Origin of the sequence: Roseibium sp. FZY0029 (assembly GCF_036350355.1) — a bacterium.
Lineage (GTDB): Bacteria > Pseudomonadota > Alphaproteobacteria > Rhizobiales > Stappiaceae > Roseibium.
The window spans coordinates 365,395-392,071 of the sequence record NZ_JAZDVZ010000006.1; the positions used below are offsets into that span (position 1 = coordinate 365,395).

The window sequence follows — 26,677 nt, forward strand, 5'->3', positions numbered from 1 at the left end:
AATTTGACAAAATAAAAAAATCAAACATAGGATGCTTCGCCTACACAAAAACCGGAGGGCGAGATGAACACGTTTGGAAAGATGATTTTGGGGTCCGCCTTTGCGACCCTGGCCATGACCACGACGGCATTGGCCGACACCACATTGAATGCACTTTTCATGAGCCAGGCGGCTTACAGTGAAGACGACATCAAGTCGATGACCGCCAAGTTCGAGGAAGCCAATCCCGGCGTCACCGTGGCGCTGGAATTCGTCCCCTACGAGGCCCTGCACGACAAGATCATTGCCGCGGCAGGCGCGGGTGACGACGGCTACGACGTTGTCCTGTTCGACGTGATCTGGCCAGCCGAGTTTGCAACGCGCGGCTTCCTGCAGGATGTCACCGATCGTATTCCGGCCGACTATACCGACAAGGTTTTCGACGGCGCCTGGACCACGGTCGAATATGACGGCAAGCGCTACGGCATGCCGTGGATCCTCGATACGAAATACCTCTTCTACAATGCCGACATGCTGGAAGAAGCCGGTATTTCCGCACCGCCCAAAACCTGGGCCGAACTGGCGGAACAGGCCAGGCAGATCAAGGACAAGGGCATTGTCGAATATCCGCTGGTCTGGAGCTGGTCGCAGTCCGAGGCGATGATTTGCGATTTCACCACACTGACGGCGGCCAATGACGGCACTTTCTTCGAAGAGGGCCAGCCGGCCTTTACCGCGGGCGGTGCCAAGGATGCCGTTACCTTCATGAAGGCGACGCTCGACGAAGGCCTGACCAATCCGTCTTCACGCGAATATTTCGAAGAAGACGTCCGCCGCGTGTTCTCCAACGGCGAAGCGGCCTTTGCGCTCAACTGGACCTACATGAACGCCCTGGCCAACGATCCCAAGGAAAGCAAGGTTGCCGGCAAGGTGAAGGTTGCGCCCGCACCGGGTGTCGAAGGCAAGTCCACCGCCTCCAGCGTGAACGGCTCCATGGGTCTCGGCATTCCAGCCAACAGCCCGCACGCGGACGAAGCCTGGGCCTATATCTCCTTCCTGACCCAGAAAGACGTTCAGGACGATTTTGCCAAGCTCAGCCTGCCGATCTGGAAGGCCTCCTATTCCGAACCCAAGGTGATGGAAGGTCAGGAAGACCTGATCGCGGCGGCCAAAGAGTCCATCGCAGTCATGTATCCGCGTCCGCTGGTACCGTCCTACACGGAGGTTTCCGACATCCTGCAGAAGAACATCCATCAGGTCCTGCTCGGGCAGGCGAGCGTGGATGAAGCGCTGGAAGCGGCTGCAAGCCGCGTCAAGCGCATCCGCTAAGCTGCGGATGACAGGAGACTGACAATGCTTGGCCGACGCCAGAAACGCGAAAAATGGATCCTTCTGGCGCCGGCCCTTGCCGTCCTCGCGCTGATCACCCTGATACCGCTGGCCAACACACTGTGGCTCAGCTTCACCGACACGCGCATTTCAGCACTGCCGGAGCCGGTGCATTTCATCGGCCTGGAAAACTACGTCTACGCGCTTACCGATCCCGATTTTCAGGATGCCCTCTTCCGGACGCTCTATTTCACCATCGTCTCGGTGGGACTGGAAGGTGTTCTGGGTGTCGCCGTTGCCGTGCTGCTCAATCAGGAATTTCGCGGTCGGACGCTGTTGCGGGCGCTGATCATTCTACCCTGGGCGGTGCCGACCATCGTCAACGCCGTTGCCTGGCGGCTGATCTATCATCCTGACTACGGCGCGCTGAACTCGCTGCTGTTTCAGCTCGGCATTATTTCAGACTACCGAAGCTGGATCGGCGATCCGGCAACGGCGATGAACATGGTGGTTCTGGCCGATGTCTGGAAAAACTTCCCGCTGGTGGCCTATGTCGCCCTGGCAGCCCTGCAGACCGTGCCGGAGGATCTCAGCAAGGCGGCCGCCATCGAAGGCGCCGGTCCCTGGAAACGCTTCCGCTCGATCACCCTGCCGTGGATTGCGGGTCCGCTGATGGTGGTGATGGTGCTGCGAACCATTGAGGCCTTCCGCGTCTTCGACATCATTTACGTAATGACGGGCGGTGGCCCGGCAGACAGCACCAAGACCGCGAGCTTTTACGTCTACCAGGAATATTTCAATTACCTCAGAAGCGGCAGCGGCGCGTCCTATGCGGTGCTCGTCGCCGGGATCAGTGCCGTGCTGATCGTCTTTTATTATTCCGCGACCAAGCGGCAGACGGCGGGAGGTGCAGCATGAAACGCTCGCTCGTTCAATCCATCCTGCTTTATGGCTGCGCCCTGCTGCTGGCAGCCTTCACCGCAGGCCCCCTGCTCTGGCTTGCCGTGATGAGCATCAGCGCGCCGACGGACCTGACCGCAGTGCCCCTGCACTGGATCCCCTCGCAACTGGACTTCAGCCGGTATGCCGCGCTGCTCAGCCTGGACGGCGGCAACGGCGAACGCTTCCTGAGCGCGCTGCGCAACTCGATCCTGACAGCGGGCGGTGCCACGGCGGCCGCGCTTCTGCTGGCAATTCCGGCCGCCTATGCCTTTTCCCGGCGGCAGGCGTCTATGGTGCTGCTGTTCGCGTTTCTCGCAACGATCATGATGCCGCCGATCACCTATGTGCTGCCGCTCTATTCGACATTCAGCAGCCTTGGCCTGCTGAACCACACGGTGACGTTGATCATCGTCTATACGGCCATGCTGCTGCCCTTTGCTACCTGGCTGATGAAGGCCAATATCGACGTTCTGCCGGTGGAAGTGGAACAGGCCGCCTTCATGGAAGGTGCGGGAACCGCCTATACGATCCGACAGGTGGTGCTGCCGCTGGCCCTGCCGGCCATTGCCGCCACCGCGATGCTGTCCTTCCTGGTGGCCTGGGACGAGTTCTTCTACGCCCTGATTTTCACCAACGACCTCAGCGCGAAGACGCTGCCCGTGGCGATTGCGGATTTCTCTGCCGGGCGCGTCACCGACTACGGCGTCATCGCCTCGGTCGGCGTTCTGGCGACCCTGCCGCCCGCCATTCTCGCCATCGCTTTTCAGAAATTCATCGTCTCCGGGCTCGTCGCCGGATCCGTCAAGGGCTGACTCAAGCAGGAGACTGAAAAGGAATGAACGCTGCAATGACGCAAGATCCCATCCTCAAAATCAGCAGCCTGCAGAAGAGATATGGCGACGTCGATGTCCTCAAGGACATCAATCTTTCCATGATGCCCGGTGAGTTTCTCGTTCTCGTCGGGCCGTCCGGCTGCGGAAAATCGACGCTGCTGAGCTGCATTTCCGGCCTGACCGACATTTCCTCCGGCACGATCCACATTGCCGGCAAGGACCGAACCAACGACGAACCGGCAGACCGGGACATCGCCATGGTGTTTCAGTCCTACGCTCTGTTTCCCAACATGAGCGTTGAACGCAATATCGGCTTCGGCCTTGAAGTCCGGAAGGTGAATGAGGCGGAGAAAAAACGGAAGGTGGCCGAGGTCGCGGATCTTCTGAAAATCGAGCACCTGCTGCACCGCCGCCCCGCGGAGCTTTCCGGCGGACAGCGCCAGCGTGTTGCCATGGGCCGGGCCCTGGTCCGTGAACCGAAGCTGTTTCTGTTCGACGAACCGCTGTCCAATCTCGATGCCAAGCTGCGCGTGACCATGCGCACGGAAATCAAGCGCATCCACCAGACGACGGGCGCTTCCATCGTCTATGTCACCCATGACCAGATCGAGGCCATGACGCTGGCCAGCCGGATCGTGGTGATGAAGGACGGCGTGGTTCAGCAGATCGGCACGCCGCAGGAGATCTACAACACGCCGGTGAATGCCTTTGTCGCCGATTTCATGGGTGCACCGTCGATGAACCTGATGACAGGCACGGCAACGCGCGAAGGCGATCATGTGCGGCTGCAGATCCCGACACCGGAAGGCCCACCGCTGGAACTGGTCGATTATGGCCCGGGACCGAAAACCCTTACCGCCGGCGGTACCGCAGAGCTCATCATCGGCCTGCGTCCGGAAGCCATGACGGATCTCGGCATGCGGGCCAGCGGTATCGACGGGCGCACCCTGCAAAGCGCCGACTGCCTTCTGGATGTGGTCGAACCGGCCGGGGCCGACACCTATGCGGTGATTCAGCTCGGAGGAACGGAGGCCGTTGCCCGGCTGTCCGCGGATGCACCTGTCGCCGCTGGCCAGCGTGTGCCGATTGCTTTCGATCTTTCCAAGATTTCCTATTTCGACATTGCATCAGGTAACCGCATATGAGCATTCAACGAGGCCTTGCCGCCGATATCGGCGGCACCAACACACGACTGGCGCTGGTGGAAAACGGCAAGGTTCTGGAAGACACGATCGCGCGGTTCCGCAATGCGGATTTCGAAACGCCGGAAGCGGCCATCGGCCGCTATCTGTCGGAGGCTGGAAGGCCGGCCTGCGCGTCCGCCGTCATTGCCATCGCGGCGCCCATCGACGGTCCTGCCATCCGCATGACCAACCACCCATGGACGTTCAACGCCGACTGCCTCGGCACGGTTCTGGGCAACGCGCGGATCACCTTCCTAAATGATTTCGAGGCGCTGGCCTATTCGCTGGACAATGTTCCTGCCGATCGGCTTCAGCCCGTCCATCAGCCCGAGGCGAAGCTGCGCAGCAATGCGACACGGCTGGTTGTCGGGGCCGGAACCGGTTTCAATGCGGCCGCGCTGTTTCACACACCCACCGGCCTTCATGTGGGCACCGGAGAATGCGGCCACGCGACACTGCCCGTCGAAACCGAAGACGAACTGCGTCTCTGGAAATATCTGGCTCTCAACCGCGGGCGAGCCTCCGTCGAACGGGCGTTGTCCGGCAGCGGCCTCAAGGAAATCCACGAGTGGTATTGTCTGGAGCAGGGCCTGTCGCCGCGAGACCTCTCACCTGCCGAGATTGCCGAGCGGGCCAATTCCGGGGCCGATCCGCTTTGCGTTGCCGCTGCCCGCCAATGGGTGACCTTTCTCGGCAGGGTCATCGGCGACCTGTCGCTGGTGTTTCTCTCCCTCGGTGGCATCGTGCTGACGGGCGGTGTCACCCGGAGCCTGGCGAAGTTTCTGACGGAACCTGAGTTCATCACTGCCTTTTGCGCGAAGGGCCGCCAGCAAAAGCTGGTTTCCGGCATTCCGGTTCATCTGCTTGATGACGATTTCGCCGCGCTGGCGGGGTGTGCGGCACGCATGTAGATGACAGCGACGGCTTCCCGTCAGGATTTCAACCCAAGCTCCTCAATCACTGACTGTACCGCCAACCGGAAAACCTGTTCCTCCGCGCCCGGCTGGGTGTCTGGACGCGTCATCAGGCCGACGGGGCCCTTTGTCATGTCGGTGTCGAACGGCAGGCGGACCAGGTGGCCGTCGGCGGTTTCGTTCTGGACGACGCCGGACGAAATGATCCAGACCGCATCGGTCCGGCGGGTATAGACCCTGCCGAAAGCACCTGACACGGTTTCGATCTTGTTGGGGATGTCACCGACGCCATTGGCAATCATGAAGCGCTCGACCAGCGGGCGGATCGCCGCGCCTTCCGGTGGATAGAGCACCGGCCATTCGACGATGCGCTTGATGTCGGGGTTTTCGAGAAGCGGATGCCCGGTCCGGACAATCACGTCGACACGTTCGGAATAGAGCTGGGTGAAGGACACACCTTCCATGGCAACCGGTCTGCCGAGACGGCCGATCACCAGATCGAGCTTGCCCATCTTCAACCGGTCGATCAGATAACCATGCGGACCATCCATGATCTGGACCATCACATTGGGCGTCAGTTCGGAAAATTCCTTGATCACCGGGGGCATGAAGCTGGCCGCGACACTGGGCAGAACGCCGACCTTCAAGGTGGGCCGGGCGTGTTCGCCCTCCTTCTCGACCCCGTCCAGCCCCTGTTGCAGGCTTGCCAGCGAGATCTGCGCGAAATGCAGGAACACCTTGCCCTGCTTGGTCAGCGCGATACCAGCCCGGTTTCGCGTCATCAGGCTTGCACCGATGATGTCTTCCAGTTCCTTGAGCGTTTTGGAGATCGCCGGCTGCGTCAGGTTCAACTTGTCGGCGGCCAGTTTCAGACTGCGCTCCCGGGCGATCTCGACGAAACACTGGATATGCCGGAACTTGATGCGGCGGTCGATCATTTAGTTTCTCTTTTTGGAAAGAAAGAAGCTGAATATCTCATTTTACTTCCCATTTTCGATCATTCAATATCCTTTCAACAAGGGAGGATCGGATGCGAACTCAGGTTGTCATTGTCGGCGGTGGACCGTCCGGCCTGCTGCTCGGGCAGCTTCTTCATCGGAAAGGCATCGAGACCATCATTCTGGAGCGCAAGACGCGCGAATATGTACTTGGCCGCATCAGGGCCGGCATTCTGGAAACGGGTCTCGTCAACATGATGCGCGAGGCCGGTGTGGCCGAGCGGATGGACAAGGAATGCTTCGTCCATGACGGCACCTGCATCTCGTACGAAAACGAGATCTTCGACATCAACTTCCAGAAGCTGATCGGCCAGAATGTCGTTGTCTACGGCCAGACGGAAGTCACGCGTGATCTTTACGACGCCCGGGATGCGGTTGGCGGTCAGACGATTTTCGAAGTCGAGGGGGTCGAGATCCGCGATGCTGACACGGATGCGCCCTATGTCACCTTTACCGTGGATGGCAGCGCGCGGCGGATCGACTGCGATTTCGTGGCCGGCTGCGACGGCTTTCACGGTGTCAGCCGCAAGACCATTCCAGACACCGTGCGCAAGGATTACGAGAAGGTGTTTCCCTTCGGCTGGCTGGGCGTTCTGTCCGAGACGCCACCGGTGCATGAGGAACTCATCTACGCAAATTCGGCGCGCGGCTTCGCGCTTTGCTCGATGCGCAACGAGAACCTGTCGCGCTACTATGTCCAGTGCAATGTTAACGACGACATCTTCGAATGGACCGACGAGAAGTTCTGGGATGAATTGAAACGCCGCGTGCCGGAGGCAATTGCCGACAAGCTGGTGACCGGGCCTTCCATCGAGAAGTCCATCGCACCGCTCAGGTCCTTCGTGTGCGAGCCGATGCGCTGGGGCCGCCTGTTCCTGTGCGGCGATGCCGCCCATATCGTGCCACCAACCGGCGCCAAGGGCCTCAACACCGCCGCCTCCGACGTGCATTACCTCTATGAGGGTCTGGTGCATTACTATCAGGACAAGGACAGCCACGGCATCGATACCTATTCGGAAAAGGCCCTGGCACGGATCTGGAAAGCGGAGCGCTTCAGCTGGGCGACCACCAACATGTTGCACCGGTTCCCCGACCAGTCCGACTTCGACCTCAAGATGCAGCGGGCGGAGATCGAGTCGCTGCACCACAATGAAACCGCGCAGAAATGGTTCGCGCAGAACTACGTGGGACTGCCCTACTGATGAAGATCGCGCGTTTGCCTGCTGCCGACATTCACTGGCGCGAAGATGGCGACCCGGACGGCACGCCGATAGTCTTCGCCAACTCGCTCGGCACAGATTTCAGGCTCTGGGACAAGGTCATCGACCTTTTGCCGGAAACCGGCCTCCGGCTGATCCGTTTCGACAAGCGCGGCCACGGCCTGTCATCTTGCCCAAGCGGCCCCTACTCCATGGAAGATCTCGCGAAGGATGCGGAAGACCTGCTCGATCACCTTCAGATCAGCTCCTGCATCTTCGTGGGTCTGTCCATCGGCGGCATGATCGGCCAGCTTCTGGCGCACCGGCAGCCGGAGCGCATCAAGGGCCTGGTGCTTTCGAACACCGGTGCAAAGATGGGCGAAGCCGCCATGTGGCAGGACCGCATTTCAAAGATCCGCGCAGGCGGTATCGAAAGCCTTGCCGATGCTATTCTGGATCGCTGGTTTTCGGCGGATTTCCGCCAGACAGCCGAGTGTCTGGCCTGGCGTCACATGCTGGTCCGCACCCCGGTCGAGGGTTACATCGGCTGCTGCCAGGCGATTGCCGGCACGGATCTGACGGACAGCACCTCAGGGCTTGGCCTGCCCGTGCTGGGGATCGGCGGCAGCGAGGATCTTGCCAGCCCGTCCGCCATGGTGCGCGCCACGGCAGCTCTGGTGACGGGAAGCCGTTATGTCGAAATTTCCGGCGCGGGGCACCTGCCCTGCGTCGAAAAGCCGGATGTCTTTACCGGCCATCTCATGACTTTTCTGAAGGAGGACCTCCATGTCTGAGCGTTTTGAAACCGGCATGAAGGTCAGGCGGTCGGTGCTTGGCGATGAACATGTCAACCGGGCAGAAGCCGCCAAGACGCCATTCGATGAGCCGTTCCAGACCCTGATCACCGAAGGGGCCTGGGGCACGGTGTGGGCGTCGGAGGGGATCAGCCGGCGGGAGCGGTCGATGCTGACGCTCGCGCTGCTGGCGGCGCTCGGCAATTTTGAGGAAATTGCCATGCACATCCGGGCCACCGCCCGCACCGGCGCCAGCAAGCAGGATGTGCTCGAGGCGTTTCAGCATGTGGCGATCTATGCCGGTGTGCCGCGTGCCAACCAGGCGCTGAAGATCGCCAAGGAAACTTACGCCGAAATGGAACGCAATGGCGAGAAGCTGACCGCGACAGGCGGTTAACGGAGGAGATACGATGTTGAAACCCGGACCTTTCTATCAGCGGGACCGCGAGTGGCATCCGCCTGCGCATACGCCGAATTACAAGACCAGCGTGTCGCGGTCGCCGCAGTATTCGATGATCAGCCTGGAAAACAACGTCAGCGAGATCACCGGGCCGACGTTCGGCCACAACGACATCGACCCGCTCGACAAGGATCTGATCTACAACTACGCCAAGGCAGGCGAAAGCGCGATTGGCGAGCGGATCATCCTGCATGGCCGGGTGCTGGACGAAAACGCCAAGCCGGTCCCGAACACCCTGGTGGAGATCTGGCAGGCCAATGCGGGCGGACGCTACCGGCACAAGAAGGACACCTATCTTGCGCCCATCGACCCGAATTTCGGTGGCTGCGGCCGCACCCTGACCGACGAAAACGGCTATTATTATTTCCGCACGGTGAAACCGGGCGCCTATCCTTGGCGCAACTGGGTGAACAACTGGCGGCCGGCGCATATTCACATGTCGATCTTCGGCACCGCCTTCTGCCAGCGCCTGATTACGCAATGCTATTTCGAAGGCGATCCGCTGATCGCCAAATGCCCGATCGTGAACACCATTCCCGATCCGGCAGCCATTGAGCAGCTTGTCGCCAAGCTCGATCTCAACGCCACCATTCCGCTCGACACGATTGCCTACAAGTTCGACATCGTCCTGCGCGGACGCCGCTCGACCCTGTTCGAAAACCGGCCGGAGGGCAACTGATCATGACGCAGCAACTCGACTATCTGAAGGAAACGCCTTCCCAGACGGCCGGACCTTACGTTCACATCGGCCTGGCTCCCGGTGCCGCCGGTTTCGACATCTACCGGCAGGAACTGGGCTGGGACATTGCCGGACCCAACGCCAAGGGCGAACGCATTCGTGTTGAAGGTGTTGTCATCGATGGCATGGGCTCGCCGATCAAGGACGTGATGCTGGAAACCTGGCAGGCCAACAGCGAGGGCATTTATGCCCATCCCGAACATGCCGGCGACGTCGAAGACGGATTTCGCGGCTGGGGCCGGGTCATCACCGATTTCGAGACTGGCGAATGGGGGTTTGACACCGTAAAACCCGGCCCGGTGAAGCTGCCGGGCGGCAAGGTTTCCGCACCCCACATCAGCCTCTGGATTGTCGCACGCGGGATCAACGTCGGCCTTCAGACGCGCCTTTACTTCGAGGACGAGGCCGAAGCCAACGCCGCCGACCCGGTCATCAATCTGATCGAATGGGAAAAGCGTCGCCAGACCCTGATCGCCCGGAAGACCGAGCGTGACGGCAAGACGGTCTACCGTTTCGAGGTCAAGCTGCAAGGCCCGGATGAAACGGTGTTCTTCGATATTTGAGAAGGCACAAAACAACTCCTCCTCATCCTGAGGAGCTTGGCCACGCCAAGCGTCTCGACGGATGGGCGGCACATTCCGAGTATGTGGCCCATTCTTCGAGACAGCGCGGAAGCGCTTCCTCAGGATGAGGGAGAGCAAAGCAACAGTCGCCGTGCTCCTTGCACGGACGACGCTGGCGAAACCGGAACGGCGTGAAACATGTCCAAACCCTGCATCATTTGTGTCGCGATCACCGGTTCACTGCCGAAGAAGGAAAACAACCCGGCGGTACCGATCACCATCTCGGAGCAGGTGGAAAGCACTCAGGCTGCTTTTGATGCTGGCGCGACCATCGTCCACGCCCATGTGCGCAACGACGATGCGACGCCGTCCTCCGATCCGGAGAAGTTCGCAAGGCTGAAGGAAGGCCTGGAAAAACATTGCCCGGGCATGATCATCCAGTTTTCGACAGGAGGCCGTTCGGGTGCCGGGAAGGAACGCGGCGGCATGATTGCCCTGAAGCCCGACATGGCGTCACTTTCGGTCGGCTCCAACAATTTCCCGACCCGGGTCTATGAGAACCCGCCGGATCTGGTCGACTGGCTCGCCAGCGAGATGCGCACCCATAATGTCAAACCGGAGATCGAGGCGTTCGACCTGAGCCACATTCATCAGGCGGCCGCCATGAACCGGGACGGGCGTATCCCCGGCAAGCTCTATGTGCAGTTCGTCATGGGCGTGAAGAACGCCATGCCGGTCGACCGGGACGTTTTCGACTATTACATCAAAACCGTTGAACGGCTGGCACCGGACGCGGAATGGTGCGCGGCCGGGATCGGCCAGAATCAGCTCACGCTCAACGAGTGGTGCATTTCCTCAGGCGGGCATACCCGCACCGGCCTTGAGGACAACATCCGCCTCGACCGGGACACCCTTGCCCCGTCGAATGCGGCGCTTGTGAAACGGGCGGCGGATCTTTGCGAGACATACGAGCGCCCCGTCGCCACCTGGCAGCAGGCGCGCGAGATCCTGGGACTGCCGCTGAAGGCGGCTTGACCCGCCTATCCACTTGGCTCTCAATAAGGGCCCATCCAGAGACCCAGCCGAGCCATGCCCCTTTCGCTTTTTTCCAGCCAGATCCACGCCGCCCTCTTTGCAGACAGTGAGCTGACCCGGCTACTCGATGACGGCAGCGATGTCGCTCATATGATCGCCTTCGAGCGGGCCCTGGCGACCGTGCAAGGTCGGCTGGAGATCATCCCGGCACAGGCCGCGCGGGAGATTTCGGAGAAGCTCGCCGGCGTTCATATCGAGCCTGCCCGCCTTGCGGCCGGTACAAGATCCGCCGGTGTGCCTGTTCCAACGCTTGTGGCAGAACTGCGCAAGCAGCTCAGCGCCGACGCCGGGGCGTGGCTGCACTGGGGCGCGACCAGCCAGGACGTCATCGATACGGCGATGGTTCTGCAGGCGAAAGTGGCACTCGAAATCTTGGGCGCGCGGCTGGAAAAGCTGATCGACACGCTTGAACGGCAGAGCGCGCGCCATGCGGATCAGCTCATGGCGGGACGTACCCGCAGTCAGGTGTCGACGCCAATCACCCTCGGCTACCGGACCGCGCAATGGGCCCATCCGCTGATCGACGCGGAAAATGCGCTGCCCGCGCTCAGGGCCTCCGTGCTGCGCGTCCAGTTCGGCGGCGCATCGGGCGTCAACAGCGCAATCGCCCCGGATGGAACCGCCGTCTCGGCAGCCCTTGCAAGGGAACTCGGCCTTGAGGACAGCCCGTCGTGGCACGTCAACCGGACGCCTATTCTGGCGCTTGCCGGCTGGCTGCAACAGGTTACCTCGGCCCTTGCCAAGATGGCGGGAGACCTGGCGCTTTCCGGGCGCACCGACATTGCGGAGCTTTCCAGCGGCACCGGCGGCGGGTCATCGACCATGCCGCAAAAGGCCAACCCGGTGCAGGCCGAGACCATCCAGGTGCTCAACACCATTGCCATTGCCGCACAGGCCGGACTTGCCGCTGCCGCCAGCCCGCTGGAGGAGCGCGACGGGACAGCGTGGCCGCTGGAATGGCATTTCCTGCCGCAGATGCTGCTGGCCGCAGGTGCGGCGCTGGTTCACGCGGAGGAACTTGCCACCAGCCTGCAGGCGAATGAGGCCAATCTGGCTTCTACGTTGGAGTCGAACCCGGAAATCATGGCCGAGACCGCCAGTTTCGTCCTCGCCCGCAACGGCGTCTCCCGCGCCGAGGCCAAGGATCTTGTCGCGGCAGCGGCAAAAGATGCGGCCCCCTTTGCCGAAGCTCTTGCAAGGATCGCCCCTGTCAGCCTCGACTGGCAGACGGAACTGGACCCGCAACAGGTTGTTGCACCGGCAAAAGACATGTCGACCCGGATCTTTCAGGCCCGTCGCAAAGGCTGAACGGGACCACGCCCTACCCGGCCACATCCGCGTTGCTGATCACGAAATCCACGAAATGGCGGATCTTCGGGTCCTGAAGGCGCCTGTGTGGATAGAGGCAGCCGAAGATCGTCGGTGGCGGCGGCGTGTCCTTCAGGATCTCCACCAGACGGCCGCTTTCCAGATGCTGGGCAACGTCGAACCTCGGTTTGTTGACGATCCCATATCCTGACAGGGCCCAGTCGGTGAGAACGTCGCCATGGTCGGCATCCATCTTGCCGGAGACCTGAAGCTTGCGCGGCCCGGCCGGTGTCTGAAGGACCCAGTAATATTCCGGCGAGCGCGGGTAGCGCAGCAGCAGGCAATTGTGCTCGTCGCTCAGGAGGTCGTCCGGCGTTTGCGGTGTGCCGTGCTTTACCAGATAGTCCGGCGCGGCGCATAGAACCCTCGGGCAATCGGAGATCTTGCGAAGCTTCAGGTTGGAGTCCTGCGGAGTGCCTATGAAAAAGGCCACATCCAGACCGTCGGACAGAATATCGACCTTGCGGTCCGACAGGCGCATGTGCACTTCCGTTGCGGGAAATTTTTCCACGAAACGCGGCACCAGCGGTGCGATGATGCGCCGGCCAACGCCAAGCGGCGCCGTGACCCTTATGACCCCACGCGGCGTATCGGAGAAGCTGGCGACGGCAGCCTCTGCATCCTCGATCGATTCCAGTGCTTTTACCGCATAATCGTAGAACACCTTGCCGACCTCGGTCGGTGTCAGGGATCTTGTGGTGCGGTTGAACAGGCGCACGCCGAGATGCTTTTCCAGCTCCTTGATGCGCTTGCTGGCAACCGCCGGTGTCAGGCGCAAGTCGCGCCCACCGGACGTGATGCTGCCCAGTTCGACCACGCGGGTGAAGACGCGCAGGGATTCCAGATAGGACATGGCCTCTTCCCTCGATTTAGAATTCTCGCGTGATTACAAGATGCTGGTTCTGATAACCGACTTTCGTCGCATTTCATGAGCCGCAGTATCGCACGACTATTTTCAATGATTTGTTGAAAGTATTTCCGGAATCACCGGATTTTTTGTGAAGATCGCGAGGCGTACCGTCCTGGGTTGAGAGAAGACTTTGCCCGAGGACGCGATGACCCACCGCACGGAAATCCGGTTTCTGCTGAACGGCGCCGACGTAACTGTTACGGATGCACCTGCCGACAAGACCCTGCTCGACTACCTGCGTCTGGAGCGCCGGTTGACAGGCTCCAAGGAAGGCTGTGCGGAAGGCGACTGCGGCGCCTGCACGGTGCTGGTTGGCAGGCTGACCGGCGGCGTTCTGAAATATGAGACCGTCAATGCCTGCATCCGGTTTCTGGCGTCGCTCGACGGTTGCCATGTGGTCACCATCGAGCATCTGAGGGGAGAAAACGGCGGGCTGCATCCGATCCAGCAGGCGATGGTCGATTTCCACGGCAGCCAGTGCGGCTTCTGTACCCCCGGTTTCGTCATGTCGCTCTATGCGCTGTGGATGGGCAATCCGGAACCGACAGAAACCGAAGTCGAAAGCGCGATCCAGGGCAATCTCTGCCGCTGCACCGGCTACCAGCCGATCATCGCTTCCGCCATGGCCGCCAACCGCTACGGCTCGCCGGCACAGGATTTCCTGGAAACGGAACGGACAACCATCACCGAGCGGCTGACAGCGCTTTCCGACGGCCGCCGTGTCATTACCGGCCCGGAACATAACCGTGCCATCCTGCCCGCGGATGTCGCCGACTTCGCAGCTGTTCTGGAGGAGTACCCGCAGGCGACCATCGTCGCGGGTTCGACCGACGTTGGTCTCTGGGTCACCAAGTTCATGCGCCCCATCGGCCCGGCCGTCTTCATCAGCCACCTTCAAGAGCTGAAATCGGTCACCTTGAGCGACACCGCGCTGGAGATCGGCGCGGGCGTCACCTACTCGGAAGCGCAGGAGACCATCTGCGCGATTTTCCCGCATCTGAAAAGCTATTGGGACCGGATCGCCGGTCAGCAAGTGCGCAACATGGGCACCATCGGCGGCAACATCGCCAATGGATCGCCCATCGGCGACACGCCGCCGGTTCTCATCGCGCTCGGAGCGCAGATCGTCCTGCGCAAGGGCGACCGCCAGCGCAGCCTGCCGCTGGAGCAGTTCTTCATTGAATACGGCAAACAGGACCGGGCGCCGTCCGAATTCGTCGAGAGCATCCTGATCCCGCGGCCTCGGCCCGGCCAGCTTCATGCTGCCTACAAGATTTCCAAGCGCCGCGATGAAGACATTTCCTCGGTCGCCGCCGGTTTCAATGTGACTGTTTCCGAAGGCCGTATCACCGATTGCCGTCTGGCGTTCGGCGGCATGGCTGGCACGCCGAAGCGGGCTGCCAAGGCGGAAGCCGCGCTGCGGGGCCAGCCCTGGGGGGAAGCCGCGTTCCTGGCTGCCGGCAAGGCCCTGGAAGCCGATTTCACGCCGCTGTCCGACTGGCGCGCCTCTGCCGAGTACCGGGCAACTGCCGCGCGCAACCTGCTGCAGCGTTTCTTCCTGACCCATGACGAAACGACCACGGAAGCGGTCGACCTGCTGACGGCTTGAGATTTGAGGCGAACCACATGAAACACGACATCATCACGGACGCCAAGACGTCGATCAGCGGCGCTGTCCACACCGACCGCCGCCACGACAGCGCGGAAAAGCACGTCTCCGGCCAGGCCGAATATTGCGACGACATCGCCGAGCCGCAGGGAACGCTGCACGCCTATCTCGGCACGTCCACGGTTGCCCACGGGCTGATCAGATCCATGGATCTGGAGGCGGTTCTGGCAGCTCCCGGTGTCATCGGTGTGCTGACGGCGGACGATGTTCCAGGTCACAACGACATCAGCCCCACGGGCCAGAACGACGAACCGGTGTTCCCGGTCGGCAGGACGGAATTCCACGGCCAGCCGCTGTTTGCCGTCATTGCGACGAGCCGTGATGCCGCCCGCCGGGCCGCGGAACTGGCGAAGATCGACTATGAGGTCCTGTCGCATGCGCTTGATCCGGTCAGCGCGATGGAGGCCGGCTATCCGCATGTCACCGCGCCGCTGAAGCTGGAACGCGGCGATATTGCACCAGCCTTCGACACGGCGAAAAACCGGATCAAGGGCCGGATGACGATCGGCGGCCAGGACCATATGTATCTTGAAGGCCAGATCGCCTTTGCCATTCCGGGCGAGGACGACGACGTTGTGGTCCATTGTTCCACCCAGCATCCAAGCGAGGCGCAGCATATGGTTGCCCATGTGCTCGGCGTGCCGTCGAACGCGGTGACGGTCAACGTCCGCCGCATGGGCGGCGGCTTCGGCGGCAAGGAAAGTCAGATGAACCTCTTCTGCTCAGTGGCTGCCATCGCCGCAAAGAAGTGGAACCGCCCGGTGAAGATCCGCCCGGACCGCGACCAGGACATGACCGCAACCGGCAAGCGGCACGACTTCGTCGTCGACTATGACGTCGCCTTTGACGACAGCGGCCGGATCGAGGCTGTCGACGGCACCTTCGCTGCCCGCTGCGGCTATTCCTCGGACCTTTCCGGCCCGGTGACAGACCGCGCGCTGTTTCATGCGGACAATGCCTATTTCTATCCGAATGTCCGGCTCACCAGTCGGCCGATGAAAACCAACACAGTCTCCAACACCGCCTTTCGCGGCTTCGGCGGGCCACAGGGCGTGGTCGCCGCCGAACGCATGATCGAGGAGATCGCCTATGCGCTCGGCAAGGACCCCCTGGAAATCCGCAAGGCCAATTTCTACGGCGACCGCAACGACGGCCGTCTCCTCACCCCCTATCATCAGGAGGTTAAGGACAACATCTTGCCGCGCTTGATCGGAGACCTTGAAAGCTCCTCCGACTACCAGGCCCGCCGCGAGGCGGTTCTGCAGCACAATGCCCGTTCCTCCATCATCAAACGGGGCATTGCGCTGACACCGGTCAAGTTCGGCATTTCTTTTACAGCCACCTGGTACAATCAGGCCGGCGCGCTGATCCACATCTACAATGACGGATCGATCCACCTGAACCATGGCGGCACCGAAATGGGCCAGGGCCTGAACACCAAGGTTGCCCAAGTCGTGGCAGATGCCTTTCAGGTGGATTTCGAGCGTATCAAGATCACCAAAACGACGACCGAGAAGGTGCCGAACACATCGGCAACCGCCGCCTCGTCGGGCTCCGACCTCAACGGCATGGCTGCCCTGAACGCAGCCGAACAGCTGAAGGAACGGCTGGTCGCCTTTGCCGGCGAGCGCTGGAACACCGGGCCGGAGACCATCCGCTTCCATAACAACATGGTCGAGATCGGGTCCGAACTGGTGTCCTTCAACGACCTCGTACGCCAGGCCTATCTGGCCCGTGTGCATCTGTCGGCTGCCGGTTTCTACAAGACGCCGAAGATCCACTGGGATCGCGCCGCCGGAAAGGGCCGTCCGTTCTACTATTTCGCCTATGGCGCATCCTGCTCGGAGGTTTCCGTCGACACGCTGACCGGGGAATACCGGGTGGAGCGGACCGATATCCTGCATGACGTCGGCAAGTCGCTGAACCCGATCCTCGACAAGGGCCAGGTGGAAGGTGCCTTCATTCAGGGCATGGGCTGGCTGACGACGGAAGAGCTGTGGTGGGACCAGGCCGGACGCCTCAGGACCCACGCGCCTTCGACCTACAAGATTCCGCTCGCATCCGACCGGCCACGCCAGTTCACCGTTAAGCTTGCCGAATGGTCGGAAAACAGGGAACGCACCATCAAGCGCTCCAAGGCCGTGGGCGAACCGCCCTTCATGCTGGGGGTGTCCGTCTTCGAGGCGCTTTCCATGGCCGTTGCCAGTGTCGCCGATTACCGCGAATGCCCGCGCCTGGATGCCCCGGCAACCCCGGAGCGGGTGCTGATGGCCATCGAACGATTGAAAAACCGGGAGTAAGTCATGACACTGCGCTCCAGTCAGGCCGAAAGCTTCTTCGGCTCAGCCCATCCGATTGTCCGTGTCGTGCTGACACGGGTCCGGGGATCGTCTCCCCGGGAAGCCGGAACGGAGATGTTCGTTGCCCCGAACAGCCTCTATGGCACCATCGGCGGTGGACAACTGGAGCATATCGTCATTACCCAGGCCCGTTCCATACTGGCCGACGGCACGCTTTCCTCCAGGCTCGACTTGCCGCTCGGCCCGGAAATCGGCCAGTGCTGCGGCGGACGGGTGGAAATATCACTTGCACGCATGCGCAAAGCCGAACGACAGGCAGTCATCAGCCGCCTGCGGGACGAGGACGATGCGCTGCCGCATATCTATGTCATGGGCGCGGGACATGTCGGCCGGGCGATTGCCAACCTGCTGCAGCATGCGCCGGTTCACTGCGTTCTGGTCGACATGCGCAAGGAAGAGCTGGCGCAATGCCAGGCGCGGGTGGACATGCGCCTGCGGGCCATTCCGGAAGTGGAAATCTATAACGCGCCCGCAGGCAGCGCCTTCATCGTGCTGACCCATGACCACGGCCTCGACTTCCTGCTGACGTCGGCCGCGCTGGAAATCGGTCATGCGTCCTACGTCGGCATGATCGGGTCCGCTACCAAACGCGCCAAGCTGCGCTCCTGGTGCAACAGCCATTGCAATGGCCTTTCCATCGACCGGCTGACCTGCCCAATCGGCGCAACCGCCAGCCGGGACAAGCGCCCCGAAATGATTGCCGCTTTTGTCACCGCAGAAGTTCTGGCCGCCCTGACAACGGGCGCAAGAGCCGCCGGCGACACGGAGGAGGCTGCGCTGCTGGAAGCCGCGCAGTGAAACAACGGCTGCCCTGTCCAATGGGAGATGGAACAGGACTGCTGTCTTACCCTGAAAGGAGACCCGATATGCGGGTTGGGAGGAACGACTACACTCTGTTTTCGAGGGGGGATTTCAGCGCCTTCTGGGCGCTGTTCACCGATAACCTTGTAAACCTCATGGTCCTGGCGGGTATCTGCCAGTTCGTATTCCAGATGCCGGCGGATATTGTCTACGGCAAGATCGTACCGGGTGCCGCCATAGCGATCCTGGCCGGTGTTGCCGCCTATGTCCTTCTGGCGAAACGCGCCGCCGCGCAGCACGGCCGGGACGTGACCGCGCTGCCTTACGGCATTTCGACGCCTGTGATGTTCGTCTATCTCTTCGGCGTCATCGGACCGATCTACTGGGCGACCAACGATCCGGTTCTCGCCTGGCAGGTCGGCATCGGCGCAGGCTTCATGGGCGGCATCGTCGCAGCCCTCGGGGCGCTTGTCGGCCCCTGGCTGAAGAAGGTGACCCCACGCGCGGGCATGCTCGGTACCTTGTGCGGCATCGCGCTGGTGTTCATCGGCACGGTGCCACTGGCAACGGTGTTCGAAAACCCGTTCATCGGCTTTGCGTCGATGATCATCATCCTGTGGGGCCTCGTCGGCCGGTTCCGCCTGCCGTTCAACATTCCGGCCGGTCTGCTTGCCCTCATGGTCGGCACCGGAGTGGCGCTGGCCACCGGTCAATCGTCGATCAGCTTCGAAGGTGTCGGCTTCTATCCGCCGGTTCCCTATGTCGGTGACCTGATCGCCGGGATCCAGCACCTCTTCAACCATCCGGAGCTGTTCCTGGTTCTGGTGCCGGTGCAGATCTACAATTTCATCGAAACGATGAACAACGTGGAGAGCGCGGAAGCAGCCGGCGACCACTATCCGGTGGCAACCTGCCAGATCACCGACGGTGTCGGCACCATGATCGGTGCGCTTTTCGGTTCACCCTTCCCCACCACAGCCTATATCGGTCACCCGGCCTACAAGCGCATGGGCGCTCATGCGGGCTATGTCATCGGTGTCGGCGTGGTCATACCGCTGGCGGCCTTCTTCGGCCTGCTTGCCTTCCTGAACAACCTTATCCCGGTGGCTGCCGCTGCCCCCGTTCTGGTGTTCGTCGCGCTCAGCCTGATCACCAACACCGCCCATGCGGTGCGCACGGACCATATGGCCGCCGTCACCATCGCGATGATGCCGCATGTCTCCAGCTTCCTCATCATCAAGTGGGGCTCGCTGATCGGTGCGCTCGGCGCGACAGGGGCCACAGGCATGCTGGCCCTCGGTGACCCGAAACTGACGGCGGCCCTGCTGCAGCAGGGCGCCCATTACGAAGGTCATCTGGCGCTCAGCCAGGGGGCAATCCTGACGGGTCTGATCTGGGGTGCCATCGTTGCCAGCGTCATCGACGGCAAGTTCCGCAATGCCGGCGGCTTTGCCTTTGCCGCCTTCGCCATGGCCTCGGTCGGGATCATCCATTCCGCCACGTTGCACTGGCCGGAACTCACCACCGTCAGCCTCGGCTATCTGATCGCCGCCGCCTTTCTGTTCATCTACCCGATCTTCCACCGTGAAGACGCGGCGGAGCCGGAAGCCGAACCGATCGCCACTGCCCAGGTCAGTCCGGGCGAATAAACCAGACCTAAAACCACTTCGGGGCGGATCTTCCGCCCCGAACTCCGACAAACGGGACCTTTCTCGATGCCTTCCGACCGTCTTTTGCTTCGTGGCCGCCTGCTGACTTTCTCTGCCGAGCCGCAATCCCCGGACGAAACTTCCGCTTTCGATTACATCGAGGATGGCGCACTTCTGATCGAAAACGGTCTCATCCTGCGGCGTGGCAGCTATTGCGATGTGGTTGCCGGGGCGGGCGATGCGGAAATCATCGATCACCGGCCGAACCTGCTGATGGCAGGCTTCATCGACACCCATATCCATTTCCCGCAGGTGCAGATCGTCGCGTCCTGGGGCGCGCAACTTCTGGACTGGCTGAACACATACACCTTCCCGGAAGAGACCCGCTTTGCGGATGATGGCCATGCTGCCGCCATGGCCTGCCGCTTCTTCGACCTGCTGACCGACCATGGCACCACGACGGCCGTTGCCTACTGTTCGGTCCACAAGGTGTCGGCGGAGGCCTATTTCGAGGAAGCCGAGCAGCGCAACATGCGCATGATCGGCGGCAAAGTGCTGATGGACCGCAACGCCCCGGACGGGCTGCGCGACACGCCGAAATCCGGCTATGACGACACCAAGAAGCTGATCGCCAAATGGCACGGGAGAGGACGGGCGAGCTATGCCATCACACCGCGCTTTGCGATCACTTCGACCCCTGACCAGATGGAGATGGCGGGCGCCCTCGTCGCGGAACACCCCGATTGCTTCATCCAGACGCATCTGTCGGAAAACCGAAACGAGATCGCCTATACGCTGGAGCTTTACCCGGAGGCGCGCGACTACCTTGATGTCTACCAGCGCTACGGTCTCCTGTCGGACAAGATGCTGCTCGGGCACTCGATCCACCTGCAACAGCGCGAGATCGACGCGCTGGCCGAAACAGGCGCCCGGCCGGTGTTCTGCCCGACATCGAACCTCTTCCTCGGAAGTGGCCTGTTCGATGATGCGGGTTTGCGCTCGAAGGGCATCGTCAACGCCATTGCCACCGACATCGGCGCCGGCACCAGCTATTCCATGCTGCAGACACTGAACGAGGGCTACAAGATCCTGCAGCTCCAGGACCAGAAACTGCATCCCTTCCGCGCCTTCCACTGGATTACCCGCGGCAATGCCGTCGCGCTTGGCCTGGAAGACAGGATCGGCACCCTGGACGAAGGTACCGAAGCCGACATCGTGGTGCTGGACAGCCGCGCCACCGAACCGATGGCGCTGCGCATGGAGCGCGCCTCGACGCTGGCGGAGGAGCTTTTCGTTCTGCAGATGCTGGGCGACGACCGGGCTATCGACGAGGTCTATGTCGCCGGCAAGGCGCAGAAGGGAAAGGCTCCGGCGGTCCCCCAGCCTGCGCGGTCACAAGAGCGCCAAACATCTTCTGCCCGTGAAAAGCATCACGTGCCGTCCTGATCCACGGCCCCCACGCCAAACTCAAGTGTCACCCCGGGCCGAGCAATGCGAGACCCGGGGCCCACTCAATACCAGAGCGTCTTTATTTCCCGGCTGAGGCTCGGGGAATTCTCCATCGCTTCTGCAAGCCGCACCGCGAGTGGGCCCGGATCGGCGCTGCGCTTGTCCGGAGTGACCTCCGGTGGAGATAAGATAACGGCATGGACCTCTTCGCCGGCTCAGCAAAAAACGGCTTTTGATGCCGTTCGGCTCACACGGACTTGCCAATTCGGGGCCAAATAAGTGTATCAATGCACTCCGTGTTGCTGGGAGGGATTCGTGGCAAAAGATATTGTTTTATTTGACTACTGGCGGTCCTCGGCGAGCTACCGCGTGCGTATCGCGCTCAATTTGCTGAAGCTCGAAGCCGAATACAGGCCGGTGAACCTTCTGACCCGGGCTCATCTGGAAGACGACTATCTCGCTCTCAACCCTCAGGGCCTGCTGCCGGCGCTGATTGTCGACGGCAAGACGCTGACGCAGTCGCTGGCCATCATCGAATATCTGCACGCGACCACGCCCGGTTCCACCTTGATGCCGGAAGACGTCGACGGCCAGTACAAGGTGCGCCAGCTCTCCTATGCCATTGCCATGGAAATCCACCCGGTCTGCAATCTCGGTATTGTCGGCCATGTGGCTGAACTGACCGGCGGTGGCGATGATGCCAAGAAAGCCTGGATGCAGCGCTTCATCGGCAAGGGCCTTGCCGCCTTCGAGAACCTTCTGGATGACAACGGCCCGTTCTGCCACGGCGACACGCCGACCATGGCCGACTGCTGCCTGATGCCTCAGCTTTATAATGCCAACCGCTGGGGCGTGGATGTCTCAGGGTTTCCGAAAATCCTGCGCGCCGCTGCGGCCGCAGAGGCGCTCCACGCGTTCAAGGACGCCCACCCGGACGCCATCGGCGCACCGCCCGCCTGAAACAAGCTGATCTCACCCGGTTCGAGATGCGGCGACCAGATGCCGGTCGCCGACATCCAGATAGCGCACCCGCTCAACCGATTGCCCGAGCGGCAAAACCGGTGAAGGGATTTCGCCCGTCGGCACATCGAAAACGGTGCGCCGGCGTTTTGGATCGGGGATCGGCACCGCCTTCAACAGCCGCTTGGTATAGTCGTGCTGCGGGTTTTCGAACACCTGCCGGCGCGTGCCCATTTCCACGATCTGGCCGAGATACATGACCGCGATGCGGTGTGAGACCTGCTCGACCACCGCCATATCGTGGGAAATAAACAGATAAGAGAGTCCCAGGTCCTCCTGCAGTTCCTGGAAAAGATCCAGAACACGGGCCTGCACCGAGACGTCGAGCGCGGATACGCTTTCATCCGCGACGATAACCTTGGGCGAAAGAGCCAGCGCACGGGCGATACAGATACGCTGGCGCTGGCCGCCTGAAAATTCGTGCGGATGGCGGGACATCATGTCGGCCGGCAGGCCGACACGCTCGAACAGCGACACCACCTTTTCCTTCAACTCCTTGCCGCGCGTCAGACCATGAATCACCAGTGGTTCTCCGACGATATCGCCGACGGTCATGCGGGGATCGAGCGAGGCATAGGGATCCTGAAAGATCATCTGCATGTCGCGCCTGCGGCGCTGCTGTTCTTGCGCGCTGCCGAGACCGACGTGATGTCCGGCAATCCGGATGGCTCCTTCCCAGGGCACCAGGTTCATCAGGGCCTTGCCGATGGTGGACTTGCCGCAGCCGCTTTCACCGACCAGACCCAGGGTCTCGCCTGGAGACAGATGAAAGGAGACGCCTTCGACCGCATGCACGCGGGACGTCACCCGGTTGAGCAAGCCGCCGTGCAGATCGAAGCGGACCACAAGATCTTCCACCTCGAGAACCGGCGCTTCCGGCTGGTCCGTTTTGCGGGCCGCGCTGTCGACACCGGTCATGGCGCCAAGCTTGGGCACGGCATCCAGAAGGTGCCGCGTGTAAGTGTCTGCCGGACGTTCGAAAACGTCGGAAGCCGTGCCGGTTTCCACGATATTGCCGTGGTTCATGACGATCACCCGGTCGGCCATTTCCGCCACGACGCCCATGTCGTGGGTGATCATGATGACGGCCGTGCCGAAATCACGCTGCAGGTCGCGGATCAGTTGCAGGATCTGCGCCTGGATCGTCACGTCCAGCGCCGTCGTCGGCTCATCGGCAATCAGCACCTTCGGATTGCAGGCCAGCGCCATGGCGATCATCACCCGCTGGCGCATACCGCCGGAAAGCTCGTGCGGGTATTGTTTCAGCCGTCGTGCCGGTTCCGACAGACGCACAGATTCCAGCATTGCCAGCGCGCGCTTGTTGGCTTCACTGCCCGAGACATCCTGATGGGCCAGGATCGCCTCGCGCAACTGGCGGCCAACCGTCAGCACGGGATTGAGCGAGGTCATGGGCTCCTGAAAGATCATGGCGATGTCGCCGCCGCGAATGCGGCGCATGGCGTCCTCGTGAAGTTTGGTCAGATCCTTGCCCTGAAACAGAACCTCGCCGCCGGAAACCCGGGCCATCGGTTCGGGCAGAAGCGCCATGATGGAAAGAGCCGTGATCGACTTTCCCGAGCCGGATTCGCCCGCGATACACAGGGTTTCGCCGCGCTTCAGGTCAAACGACAGGCCCTTGACCACGGTCTTGCGGCCGGACGGTGTCGCGACATCCGTGCGCAGGTTTCTGACGGAAAGAACGACGTCTTCGGCAACAGTTTCGTGGTCTGGCTGGCTGGACATCCGGACGCCCTGGTCTTTCTTGAACTCTGGAAAACGGGCGGCGGCTCACCGCCGCCCGGCTGCATTACTGGAGAACGACTTTCGGGAAGTAGAACGAGACCACCCAGTTGGGCATGTCCACGATTTCCGAAATCCTGAGATCGCCGCAGACCGAGCACAGCATGTAGGCATCGACCGCGCTGTAGCCGTGACGGGCGCACAGGAGATCGATCATGTTGGACACGGCTGCCTGGGCTCCCTCGAACAGATCGGTGCCGATACCGGTGGTGACTTCGTAGCCCATCTCGTCGAGATGGCGGGTCACCGGGCCCGGGGTTTCGAACCGCGGCATGCTGAGGTTGGCCCCCTTGATCAGGTCCAGTTCGACCACCGTGTTCATCGGGCTTTCGATCGCAGTTCCGCAGACCTCGCCATCGCCCTGCGCCGCATGAGTGTCGCCGATGGAGAACAGGGCTCCGGCAACTTCCACCGGCAGGTAGAGCGTTGTTCCGGCGGCAAGATCGCGAATGTCCATGTTGCCACCGACCCGCCGGGGCGGAACGATGGAATGAAGACCTGCTTCCGCCGGAGCGACACCGATGGTGCCGGCAAACGGCTTCAACGGCACCTTGCCGAACGGTGCAAAGGCCGACGTGCCCAGCTTGTCCTTGTCATAGGACCAGACATGCAGGGCCGGATCCTTGAACTGGTCTGCCAGCAATCCGAAACCCGGAATGTTGGCGGTCCAGCCGAAACCGGACGGCTTGAACTCGTGGATCTTGACCACCAGTGCGTCGCCCGGCTCGGCCCCATCCACATAGATGGGGCCATTGACCGGATTGATCTTGCCGAAATCCAGCGTCGAGACATCCGCAACAGTGCTTTCGGGCGTGAGCTGCCCGGCCGAACTGTCGAGACATTCGAATTCCAGCACCGTGCCCGGTGCCACCGTTTCGACCGGGGCATTGGAATTGTCCCAACCGAAGTGGTGCTGTGCCGCGTGGATCGTGTAAGCGGCCTTGCAGTTACTGCACATCTTTCGCCCAAACGTAGTCGTAGTTGACGGGAATGTGGACCGGATCGACGAAGATGGCGTCAGGGCCACCCAGCCGCTCGGACCGCATCGTGAAACGCTGCTCGTGGAAGACCGGCGCCCAGGCCGCATCGTCCATGACCGAAATGAAGATCTTGCGCCAGGCTTCCTCGCGCTCGGCCTTCTGTGCCGGATCGGTCATGCTATCAGCAGCTGTTGCCTGCTTATCCAGCTCTTCGTTGCAGTACCAGGACCAGTTCCAGCCACCCTTGACCGCGCCGGCACAGCCCAGGATCGGGCCGTAGAAGTTGGACGGATCCGGGAAGTCGGCGATCCAGGCCATGCCGCCGGACCAGATCATCGGTGCCTGATCGGGTTCACCGCCGGCCGCGATCACATTGGCCTGGGCCAGGGCCTTGATGTCGGCCTTGATGCCGATTTCGGCAAGGTCGGCCTGGATGGACTGGGCAATGCGCGGGTTCGGGTCGGTGTTGTAGACATAGAGTTCGGTCTCGAACCCGTCAGCCAGACCGGCCTCGGCCAGAAGCGCCTTGGCGGCTTCCGGATCATAAGGATAACCGGTGTACTCGTTGTCATACCCCGGCATGCTCGGCGGCAGCGGCTGGTTGGCCGGCACGGCGCGACCGTTGATGATGCGCACCACGCGATCCTTGTTGATCGCCATGTTGACGGCCTTGCGCACTTCCAGCTTGTCGAAGGGCGGCATCTTAACGTTCATGGTGACATAGCCGGTGTGCAGCTGGCCGCCTTCGATGATCAGGTCCTTGTATTGCGGGTCCTTGGTCACTTCCAGGAACTTCGCCGGCGGAATGCCGTCGCCCGGAATGTCGGCTTCGCCGCGCTGCAAGCGCAGAAGGGCAACCACAGGCTCCTGGCCGACCTCGAAGGTGATTTCGTCCAGCTTGGGCACGCCTGCGCGCCAGTAGTCCTCGTTGCGCTTGAATACCAGTCGCTGACCGAGCGTCCATTCTTCCAGCGAGAACGCACCGGTGCCGACCGGATGCTTGCCGAAGTCGGCGCCCCATTCCTCGACGGCCTCTTTCGGCACGATGGACGAGAAGTTGATGGCCATCACATGCAGGAAGGTCGCGTCCGGGCGGGACAGTTCGATCTTGACCGTGTAGGGATCGACGACAGTGACACCTTCCAGGCTGGTGGCATCGCCGGACGCCATGGCATCGAAGCCCTTGATGGAGCCGAAGAAGCCCGCGCCCGGGCTCTGGGTGGCCGGGTTGGTGACGCGGTCGAGCGAATATTTCACGTCTTCCGCCGTCATTTCGCGGCCGTTGTGGAACTTCACGCCTTCGCGCAGCTTGAAGGTGAACACCGTGCCGTCGTCGGAAATCGTGTAGTCCTCGGCAAGGTCCTTCATCAGGTTTGTGGTGCCGGGCTCATAATCCATCAGGCCGTCGAACAGGCTCTTGATCATCGACCAATTCTGCCAGTCGTAGCCGATGGCCGGGTCAAGCGTGGAGACGTCGTCCTTGTAGGTGACGATCATCGATCCGCCCTGCTTGATGTCGTCCGCCAGAGCGGATGCCGATGTCAGGGCGGTGGCGGCGAGAAGGGCGGCAGCCCCTGCCAATACTGTCTTCTTCATAGTCCAACCTCCGGTTCTTACGGTGATGTGCCGGGCCGCTCTTTTG

The 26,677-nt window shown here is 61.6% G+C and carries 23 protein-coding genes; 18 read left to right on the plus strand and 5 right to left on the minus strand.

The window, feature by feature from the left end:
* The first annotated feature begins 63 nt into the window (after nucleotides 1-63).
* Genes V1T76_RS19425 through V1T76_RS19445 form a run of 5 tightly spaced genes read left to right on the plus strand, consistent with a single transcriptional unit; the run spans nucleotide 64 to nucleotide 5,178 of the window.
* On the plus strand, nucleotides 64-1,308 hold the full coding sequence (locus V1T76_RS19425) for an extracellular solute-binding protein (protein WP_442970149.1): 1,245 nt from the start codon (nucleotides 64-66) through the stop codon (nucleotides 1,306-1,308).
* A 24-nt stretch (nucleotides 1,309-1,332) separates the two neighbouring features.
* A complete protein-coding gene (locus V1T76_RS19430; protein ID WP_330562292.1) occupies nucleotides 1,333-2,226 on the plus strand; it encodes a carbohydrate ABC transporter permease in 894 nt (297 codons plus the stop codon).
* Entirely contained in the window at nucleotides 2,223-3,062 is an 840-nt protein-coding gene (locus tag V1T76_RS19435; RefSeq protein ID WP_330562293.1) for a carbohydrate ABC transporter permease, read from the plus strand. Before V1T76_RS19430 ends, V1T76_RS19435 begins: the two co-directional genes overlap by 4 nt.
* A gap of 23 nt (nucleotides 3,063-3,085) precedes the next feature.
* Entirely contained in the window at nucleotides 3,086-4,228 is a 1,143-nt protein-coding gene (locus V1T76_RS19440; protein WP_330562294.1) for an ABC transporter ATP-binding protein, read from the plus strand.
* Complete coding sequence (locus V1T76_RS19445; protein WP_330562295.1) at nucleotides 4,225-5,178, plus strand: glucokinase; 954 nt, start codon at nucleotides 4,225-4,227, stop codon at nucleotides 5,176-5,178. The genes V1T76_RS19440 and V1T76_RS19445 overlap by 4 nt, the downstream gene beginning before the upstream one ends.
* Before the next feature lie 20 nt (nucleotides 5,179-5,198).
* On the opposite strand, the gene pcaQ is transcribed toward V1T76_RS19445, so the two are convergent.
* A complete protein-coding gene (gene pcaQ / locus V1T76_RS19450) occupies nucleotides 5,199-6,119 on the minus strand; it encodes a pca operon transcription factor PcaQ (RefSeq protein ID WP_330562296.1) in 921 nt (306 codons plus the stop codon).
* A gap of 92 nt (nucleotides 6,120-6,211) precedes the next feature.
* Here pcaQ and pobA point away from each other — a divergent pair, with 92 nt between their 5' ends.
* From pobA to V1T76_RS19485, 7 genes are all read left to right on the plus strand, one after another.
* A complete protein-coding gene (gene pobA / locus V1T76_RS19455) occupies nucleotides 6,212-7,381 on the plus strand; it encodes a 4-hydroxybenzoate 3-monooxygenase (protein WP_330562297.1) in 1,170 nt (389 codons plus the stop codon).
* Complete coding sequence (pcaD, locus tag V1T76_RS19460; RefSeq protein ID WP_330562298.1) at nucleotides 7,381-8,172, plus strand: 3-oxoadipate enol-lactonase; 792 nt, start codon at nucleotides 7,381-7,383, stop codon at nucleotides 8,170-8,172. The genes pobA and pcaD overlap by 1 nt, the downstream gene beginning before the upstream one ends.
* Complete coding sequence (pcaC, locus tag V1T76_RS19465; protein ID WP_330562300.1) at nucleotides 8,165-8,569, plus strand: 4-carboxymuconolactone decarboxylase; 405 nt, start codon at nucleotides 8,165-8,167, stop codon at nucleotides 8,567-8,569. The genes pcaD and pcaC overlap by 8 nt, the downstream gene beginning before the upstream one ends.
* Before the next feature lie 13 nt (nucleotides 8,570-8,582).
* A complete protein-coding gene (pcaH, locus tag V1T76_RS19470; protein ID WP_330562301.1) occupies nucleotides 8,583-9,311 on the plus strand; it encodes a protocatechuate 3,4-dioxygenase subunit beta in 729 nt (242 codons plus the stop codon).
* A gap of 2 nt (nucleotides 9,312-9,313) precedes the next feature.
* Nucleotides 9,314-9,934: a protocatechuate 3,4-dioxygenase subunit alpha gene (pcaG, locus tag V1T76_RS19475; protein ID WP_330562302.1), complete on the plus strand. Its 621-nt coding sequence runs from the start codon at nucleotides 9,314-9,316 to the stop codon at nucleotides 9,932-9,934.
* Nucleotides 9,935-10,132: 198 nt separating this feature from the next.
* Nucleotides 10,133-10,969 carry a 3-keto-5-aminohexanoate cleavage protein gene (locus V1T76_RS19480; protein WP_330562303.1) on the plus strand — a complete coding sequence of 279 codons (837 nt, stop codon included), beginning with the start codon at nucleotides 10,133-10,135 and terminating at the stop codon, nucleotides 10,967-10,969.
* Between the two features lie 54 nt (nucleotides 10,970-11,023).
* Nucleotides 11,024-12,337 (plus strand): lyase family protein, encoded by a 1,314-nt coding sequence (locus tag V1T76_RS19485; RefSeq protein ID WP_330562304.1) that lies wholly within the window; start codon nucleotides 11,024-11,026, stop codon nucleotides 12,335-12,337.
* A gap of 13 nt (nucleotides 12,338-12,350) precedes the next feature.
* Here the strand turns inward: V1T76_RS19485 and V1T76_RS19490 are convergent, their stop codons facing one another.
* The gene (locus V1T76_RS19490; RefSeq protein WP_330562305.1) at nucleotides 12,351-13,250 is read right to left on the minus strand and encodes a LysR family transcriptional regulator; all 900 of its coding nucleotides are present in this window, start codon (nucleotides 13,248-13,250) and stop codon (nucleotides 12,351-12,353) included.
* A 202-nt stretch (nucleotides 13,251-13,452) separates the two neighbouring features.
* Between V1T76_RS19490 and xdhA the strand changes: the two genes are divergently transcribed.
* From xdhA to maiA, 6 genes are all read left to right on the plus strand, one after another.
* Nucleotides 13,453-14,916 (plus strand): xanthine dehydrogenase small subunit, encoded by a 1,464-nt coding sequence (gene xdhA / locus V1T76_RS19495; RefSeq protein ID WP_330562306.1) that lies wholly within the window; start codon nucleotides 13,453-13,455, stop codon nucleotides 14,914-14,916.
* A 17-nt stretch (nucleotides 14,917-14,933) separates the two neighbouring features.
* Nucleotides 14,934-17,276 carry a xanthine dehydrogenase molybdopterin binding subunit gene (xdhB, locus tag V1T76_RS19500; protein ID WP_330562308.1) on the plus strand — a complete coding sequence of 781 codons (2,343 nt, stop codon included), beginning with the start codon at nucleotides 14,934-14,936 and terminating at the stop codon, nucleotides 17,274-17,276.
* A gap of 3 nt (nucleotides 17,277-17,279) precedes the next feature.
* Complete coding sequence (gene xdhC / locus V1T76_RS19505) at nucleotides 17,280-18,134, plus strand: xanthine dehydrogenase accessory protein XdhC (protein WP_330562309.1); 855 nt, start codon at nucleotides 17,280-17,282, stop codon at nucleotides 18,132-18,134.
* Between the two features lie 68 nt (nucleotides 18,135-18,202).
* Nucleotides 18,203-19,786, plus strand: coding sequence for a xanthine/uracil/vitamin C permease (locus V1T76_RS19510; protein ID WP_330562310.1), 1,584 nt, complete (start codon nucleotides 18,203-18,205; stop codon nucleotides 19,784-19,786).
* A gap of 66 nt (nucleotides 19,787-19,852) precedes the next feature.
* Nucleotides 19,853-21,232, plus strand: a complete 1,380-nt coding sequence (gene guaD, locus V1T76_RS19515; RefSeq protein WP_330562311.1) for a guanine deaminase — start codon at nucleotides 19,853-19,855, stop codon at nucleotides 21,230-21,232.
* Nucleotides 21,233-21,550: 318 nt separating this feature from the next.
* Nucleotides 21,551-22,195, plus strand: coding sequence for a maleylacetoacetate isomerase (gene maiA, locus V1T76_RS19520; protein WP_330562312.1), 645 nt, complete (start codon nucleotides 21,551-21,553; stop codon nucleotides 22,193-22,195).
* A gap of 12 nt (nucleotides 22,196-22,207) precedes the next feature.
* Here the strand turns inward: maiA and V1T76_RS19525 are convergent, their stop codons facing one another.
* The 3 genes from V1T76_RS19525 to V1T76_RS19535 form a co-directional block, all read right to left on the minus strand.
* The gene (locus tag V1T76_RS19525) at nucleotides 22,208-23,998 is read right to left on the minus strand and encodes an ABC transporter ATP-binding protein (RefSeq protein ID WP_330562313.1); all 1,791 of its coding nucleotides are present in this window, start codon (nucleotides 23,996-23,998) and stop codon (nucleotides 22,208-22,210) included.
* 64 nt (nucleotides 23,999-24,062) lie between these two features.
* Entirely contained in the window at nucleotides 24,063-25,013 is a 951-nt protein-coding gene (locus V1T76_RS19530; protein WP_330562314.1) for an acetamidase/formamidase family protein, read from the minus strand.
* Nucleotides 25,003-26,631 carry an ABC transporter substrate-binding protein gene (locus V1T76_RS19535; RefSeq protein ID WP_330562315.1) on the minus strand — a complete coding sequence of 543 codons (1,629 nt, stop codon included), beginning with the start codon at nucleotides 26,629-26,631 and terminating at the stop codon, nucleotides 25,003-25,005. The genes V1T76_RS19530 and V1T76_RS19535 overlap by 11 nt, the downstream gene beginning before the upstream one ends.
* Nucleotides 26,632-26,677 lie beyond the last annotated feature (46 nt).